Raw genomic sequence first — 6,383 nt, forward strand, 5'->3', positions numbered from 1 at the left:
GACCATAACAGCAGTTCCGCATCGGTCATATTATTTCGCAGTTCCCTGGACCGCAACTTCAGCCTGGGGTTGTAGTATTGCATGCGGAGCTCCTTAAATCCCCCTAAATCCCCCTTTGCAAAAGGGGGACTTCTAACGGGCTTCGCCCGATCCCCCTTTACGAAAGGGGACTTCCAACGGGTTTCACCCGATCCCCTTATATCCTGCCTTCCCTGCGGGGAGGCGCTATGCCCTTCCCGGTTCCCCCCTTTACGAAAGGGGGGCCAGGGGGGATTTTACCTGCTAACGGTCCATCCCTGCCAACCTTTCAAGTCCCCTTACAAAAGGGGGACTTCCAACGGGCTTTGTCCGATCTTCCTATATCCTGCCTTCCTTACGGGAGGCGCTATGCCCTTCCCGGTTCCCCCCTTTACGAAAGGGGGGCCAGGGGGGATTTTACCTGCTAACGGTTCATCCCTGCCAACCTTTCAAGCCCCTTTACGAAGGGGGAAAGAAAAAGGCCGGAAGCTGATTCCTCCCGGCCCGGAAACACTGATGGAGCCGGTGTCAGTAGAGAGGGTCGCAGGCCGGCTGTTCGCAGGGTTCAGTCCTGTGGATTATGCCGCCGGCGTAATATTCCTGGATTTCGTGGTTTGAAAAACCAAGCAGCTTGCTCATGATATCGGTGGTGTCTTCGCCGATGGCCGGGGCACCTCTCCAGACCGACCCCGGTGTCAGCGACATTTTCGGGATGACGCCTCCCACCCGGATGGGGACACCGGACTGCCGATCAAGAACAGGAACATGGGACTCTCTCAAGTTGTAATGTTCTTCCTTGAGCATGTCCAGGGCGTTCATCACGCGGCAACATCCTATCTGCGCGGCGTTGAGTTCCTTTTCAACCTCCATGCGGGTTCGAGCGGCGCAGTATTCCCGCAGTCTTCTGTCAAGGTCCAGCCCTTTTTCCGAGTTAACCGCTTCCGCATCCTGTGAACATGCCTCGTAGCTGTATTCTTCCGGATCAAGCCCGAGAAATTGAGGTACCCTGGCGTAAATGACGGGTCCCAGAGCGCCGATGAACACGTAGCCGTCTTTGCACATGAAGGTGTCATAGGGCTGAAAGGTGGGCGCCTTGTTGCCCGTGTGGGGTGAGACCTTTCCCTCGCCGCTGACCCAGGGCATCTGGAAGCCCATGCTGGCATGAACGGCTTCGAATTGCGAGAGGTCGATGACCTGTCCCCGCCCGGTACGCCGAACTTCCATGAGGGCCATCAGAACCGCCGCCCAGCCGTGCAGCGCCGTCAGGTAGTCAGCCGTGTAGACCTTGGCACGCTGGGGAGGTCCCGACGGGTCGCCCGTGACGGAAACCATGCCGCCGTAAGCCTGTCCAAGGGCGTCATATCCCGGCCTGCCGAGCATTTCTTTTGACCCGTACTGTCCGTAGGTGCTCACGCGGAGTATGACCAGTTTGGGATTCACTGCCAGGGCAAGCTCTGGTGTTACGCCCGCCCGTTCGATCGTTCCCGGGGCTGACGATTCCATCCAGACATCGGATATTTTCCAGAGGGCCATGCCGAGTTCTATCCCCCGCGGATTTTTCAGATTCAGGCCGAAGGAGAGACGGTTCACGGCTTCGTTGGCCCAGTCGCAGCCGTGAGGTCTCACGCCCCGCATAAGGTGAGGACCGGTGCGGCGGTGTATGTCTCCTCCCGGGCGTTCCAGGTGGATGACCTCGGCGCCGAACATGGCCATTTTTGTGGCCGCAAAGGGTTGGGCGATCACGATACCCGAACTGACGAGCCGGATGCCCTGGAGGGGGCCGAACCGGGGAATGAGCAGGGGTGTTTCCGGTCGCTCGAGCTTCAGGACCCAGTCGGGTATGGTCGCCTTCAGTTTTTCGATCTGTTCTTCGTTCTTGAGAATGCGGTTGTCGTGCTGAAATTTCATACGGACATGCCCTCCTTTGTGATTGATGTGACGGATGTAGCGATGAATCCCGGAATGCCGGGACCGTTTCAATCAAAGAAGAGTACAGACAACCATCAGCCGGGAATGGTTCGCGCCTGGGACGAGCCGTAATGGGAGTGGAAGTAAGAGCAGGGTGAGGTGAATCCGCCGGGTTTCGGGGCCGATGATATTTTGTATCACAGGAAACGATGCCGGGCAAGACCTGACGATACAACCAGCATGGAACGAATCCTCTACGCCGTGTTCGCCCATCCTGAAGAATGTGCGCGCCGTGCCGCGGATCTTTACGAAGCCATGATCGATCGCTTCATTTCGATGAGTCTTCTCCGTTGTTTTGCCCGCTCCACCGTCCTTGAGGCATCCCCCCGTCTTTCCGTCTCCCACCGTCCTTGAGGCATCCCCCAGTCCTTTCGCCTCCCCCTCCGTCCTTGAGGCATCCCCCCGTCCTTCCGTCCCCCTCCGTCCTTGAGGCATCCCCTCGTCCTTCCGTCCCTCTCTGTCACTTCGTCCGTCCCCTTCCGTCATTTCGACCGTAGGGAGAAATCTTTCGCTGTGATGGTGGAAAAGCAAGATTTCTCGTCGCTTCGCTCCTCGAAATGACAAAATATGGGTACTCCTCGAAATGACGAGGTATGGGTGTTCCTCGAAGTGATGGGGTATGGATACTTTTCGAAACGACGGAATACGAGCGCTCCTCGAAATGACGAAATATGGGTACTTCTCGCAATGACGGAGTATGAGTGCTCCCCGGAATGGCGTGGTATGAGTGCTCCTCGAAGTGACGGGGTATGGGTATTCTTCATAATGGCGGGGTATGGGAGATCCTCGAAACGACGGAATATAGAGCCGTCCTCTATCGGACGGTTTTCGACTTTGTACGAGTTCGTCACGACCTGAATCAGCGGCCGGTCACTGGTGCGCGCGGCCTTTTGGTCCGGTCCGCCGGACTATTGTGCTTGACAGTGGCTTCTGGAAATATTAACGAAACAGACATTGACACTTCGACACTTCCGGGCCGGTGCCGGTTTCCAACCAGAGCAGGACGCATTACTCAACACACAACCCACGGGGAGGAATCAGCATGACAACACCTGTTCAGCAAAAACTTCGGGACAAGAAACGAACGCCTGAACAGATCGCTGACATGGTCAAGTCCGGTGACTGGATCAATCACGGCACCGCCGGCGGCGATTCAACGGTCTGCACCGAGGCTGTGGCGAAGAGGCTGGGGCCTGGTCCGGGGCAGTTGCAGGATATTGAATTCTGGATGTACGCCATGTTTTATCCCCACCCGGAACTCCAGGACATAGACCCCATGCAGCGCTATCATACCGTCCACGAGTTCTTCTTTTTCCCCTGGAACCGCAAGGCCCGGGACGTGAACAATGTCTCCGACTGGGCCCAGTGGGGCTGGGCCTACGGTACATGGGCCCATCATTACCGTTTCGCCCACGCGGTGAGGGAAAACCGTGGTATGGACTGGTGGTTCAACGCCGCGTCGCCGCCCGACGAGCAGGGCTGTTTCAATATGTCCTACGGCACGAATAACGCCAACGTTTTCAGACAAACCGCAAAGAAAATTGTCTTTGAGGTTCGCTCAGACTATCCCTGGGCTGAAGGGGGCCGCTTCAACACGATCAATATCGATGAAATCGATTACTGGGTTGACGTGGACTGTGAACGATATAAGTGGCCCCAGGTGAATGAACAGGCCATCCAGCCCCGACGGGTGGAGCAGGACATAGCCGGGCACATCATGACCATAATGCACGACCGTGATGTCGTTCAACTGGGCATCGGCGCCCTGCCGTCGGCCTGCGTTGCCGCCATGGCCGAGGCCGGGTTCAAGGATCTGGGCATCCACACGGAAATGATGAACATGGGGCTTTTCAGGCTGATCGAATCGGGCCAGGTCACCAACGCTTACAAGAGCCTGGATCGCGGCAGAAGTGTGTACACTTTCGCCTTTCCCGTGGACGCCGACCGGTACTACAGGATGATCCACCGAAACCAGGAGATGGCGGTGTATGATATTGACTACACGAACAACCTCAACGTTCTGACCCGGATAGACAACATGATTTCCATCGATACCTGCCTTGCCGTGGACCTCCTGGGCCAGATTTCCACGGGCTTCTACGAGAAACGTCCCATTTCATCGACGGGGGGCTTTTTCCAGTTCCACGTCTTTTGTGCCCAGTCCCGGGGAGGCCGCGGTGTGGCGGCCATGACCTCCCGCAGCAGGCACGGAACCGCCCGCATCGTTCCCTTTCTGCCGGAAGGGTCGTCGGTTGACGTTCCGGCCCAGTTTACCAATTATGTCTGCACGGAGTACGGAATGGTCAACCTGCGAGGTCTTTCGGGCTATGAACGGGCGGCGGCGCTCATCTCCATCGCCCACCCTGACGACAGGGAGTGGCTGGAGAGAGAAGCCCTCGAGTACGGCCTTCTGCCGCCGGCGTTCCCCGTTTCGATGCTTCCGTCCGAAGGGGCGGGACGGCGGTACCCGTCCCGCGACGAGCGCAGGCGGTACAAGATTCCCCTGGGAAGCGCCGTCTGGGGCTATGACTGGGACGATGGATTTCAGAGCGGAAAGTAGCCTGCCGCCGTATGTAATGAAACGGCCCGGACCTGTTCCGGGTTTTTTTGAGGAGAACCGGCCATGACACTGCCCCTGGAGGGACTCAGGGTTATCGATCTTTCATCGCTTCTGCCCGGGGGGCTCTGCGGCCGGATGCTCGGCGATCTCGGCGCCGATGTCCTGAAGATAGAAAATCCCCGGAATCCGGACGGGTTCCGCTCCATGCCGCCTCTGGTGAAAACCATGGGCAGTTTCTACCATATCGTGGGCCGCAACAAGCGTTCCATGACGCTGGATATCAGGCATCCCGAGGGTCGGGACATTCTGTTGCGCATGATACCGAAAGCCGACGTACTCATTGACTCCTTCCGCACGGGCATGGACCGCGACGGAATCGGCTATGAGACCCTGCGGGAAATCAACCCGCGGCTTGTGCAGTGCTCAATTACCAGCTACGGCCAGGACGGTCCCTACCGGGATTATCCGGCCCATGATATCAACCTGCTCGCCCTCTCGGGAGTCCTGGATCTGCTGGGTGAAAAGGGTGGTCCTCCCGTTACGCCGGGCGTGCAGATAGGCGGTCCCGCCGGGGGACTCACGGCACTGATCGGAATTCTCGCGGCCCTGCTGAAGCGGGAGCGCACGGGCCGGGGGGAGTATGTCGACGCGGCACTGCTCGATGGCCTGGCCCCCTTTCTCGGCCTGGTCATGTCAACTTACATGACCACGGGCATCCTGCCGGAACGGGGGAAAACACTCGTGGGCGGAGGTTTTGCCTTCTATCGCGCCTACGAGACGGCCGACGGCGGCTACCTGGCCGTGGGGTGCCTGAAAGAAAAATTCTGGAGGAATTTCTGTATGGCTCTCGGTCGGGAGGATTTGATCGATCTTCAGTTTGACGAGGCCCGTCGGGATGAAGTCATCGCCGAGGTGTCGACGATTCTGAAACAGCGGTCGCGACGGGAGTGGATGGAACTGTTCTCCGGGTTCGATCTCTGCGTTTCACCGGTGAACACCCTTGAAGAGGCCCTGCAGGACCCCCAGATCCAGTACCGGGGTACGTGGTTCAGGGAGCGTCATCCCCTGGACGGTGACGTTCCCCAGCAGCGCTTCCCCGTGAAGTTTTCCGACGATCCTCCCCGGCGCTGGAGAAGCCATCCGCCCTCTCTCGGAGAGCACACGAGAGAGATCCTGCGCGACATGGGGTATGACGACGGCGCCATGGACGATCTTGCCGCCCGGGGCGTTATATAGAGTGAATGAAACGCTGACGGCTTCGTACAAGGGTACCGGAGGTGAGGTCATCCCCCTGTCATTCCGACCTCCTCCGTCCTTGAGGCCATCCCCCCGTCATTTTGTCCCTCTCTGTCCTCGTCATTCCGACCGTCCCCCTACCGTCATTTCGACCGGAGGGAGAAATCTTTCATGGTGATGGTGGAGAAGCAAGATTTCTCGTCGCTTCGCTCCTCGAAATGACAGAGTGTGGGTGCTCCTCGAAGTGACGGGGTATGGGTGTTCCTCGCAATGGCGGAGTATGTGTGTTCCTTGAAACGACGGAGTATGGGTGCTCTTCGAAACGACGAGGTATGGCCGCTCCTCCGTTATTCTGATTGCTTTTCTCCATTACCTTGTTTCTTTCCACTGTCCTTTCGACGTAAGCGTCCGTCCGTCCCCTTCCGTCATTTCGACCGTAGGGAGAAATCTTTCATGGTGATGGCGGAGAAGCAGGATTTCTCGTCGCTTCGCTCCTCGAAATGACAGAGTGTGGGTGCTCCTCGAAGTGACGGGGTATGGGTGTTCCTCGCAATGGCGGAGTATGTGTGTTCCTTGAAACGACGGAGTATGGGTGCTCTTC

General features: G+C 58.0%; 4 protein-coding genes. 3 read left to right on the plus strand and 1 reads right to left on the minus strand.

Annotated elements, in window-relative coordinates; translation table 11 throughout:
* Positions 1-546: 546 nt before the first annotated feature.
* Entirely contained in the window at positions 547-1,926 is a 1,380-nt protein-coding gene (locus tag M0Q23_09890; GenBank protein MCK9528924.1) for a CoA transferase, read from the minus strand.
* A gap of 240 nt (positions 1,927-2,166) precedes the next feature.
* On the opposite strand from M0Q23_09890, the gene M0Q23_09895 reads away from it, so the two are divergent.
* From M0Q23_09895 to M0Q23_09905, 3 genes are all read left to right on the plus strand, one after another.
* Entirely contained in the window at positions 2,167-2,340 is a 174-nt protein-coding gene (locus M0Q23_09895; GenBank protein MCK9528925.1) for a hypothetical protein, read from the plus strand.
* A gap of 688 nt (positions 2,341-3,028) precedes the next feature.
* The gene (locus M0Q23_09900) at positions 3,029-4,546 is read left to right on the plus strand and encodes a hypothetical protein (GenBank protein ID MCK9528926.1); all 1,518 of its coding nucleotides are present in this window, start codon (positions 3,029-3,031) and stop codon (positions 4,544-4,546) included.
* Positions 4,547-4,609: 63 nt separating this feature from the next.
* The gene (locus M0Q23_09905; GenBank protein MCK9528927.1) at positions 4,610-5,782 is read left to right on the plus strand and encodes a CoA transferase; all 1,173 of its coding nucleotides are present in this window, start codon (positions 4,610-4,612) and stop codon (positions 5,780-5,782) included.
* Positions 5,783-6,383 lie beyond the last annotated feature (601 nt).

Source organism: Syntrophales bacterium, from assembly GCA_023228425.1.
Classification (GTDB): domain Bacteria; phylum Desulfobacterota; class Syntrophia; order Syntrophales; family UBA2210; genus MLS-D.

Excerpts from the sequence above, each read along its gene's own strand:
- M0Q23_09890 (MCK9528924.1), bottom strand. The coding sequence starts at position 1,926 with ATGAAATTTCAGCACGACAACCGCATTCTCAAGAACGAAGAACAGATC.
- M0Q23_09895 (MCK9528925.1), top strand. The coding sequence starts at position 2,167 with ATGGAACGAATCCTCTACGCCGTGTTCGCCCATCCTGAAGAATGTGCG.
- M0Q23_09900 (MCK9528926.1), top strand. The coding sequence starts at position 3,029 with ATGACAACACCTGTTCAGCAAAAACTTCGGGACAAGAAACGAACGCCT.
- M0Q23_09905 (MCK9528927.1), top strand. The coding sequence starts at position 4,610 with ATGACACTGCCCCTGGAGGGACTCAGGGTTATCGATCTTTCATCGCTT.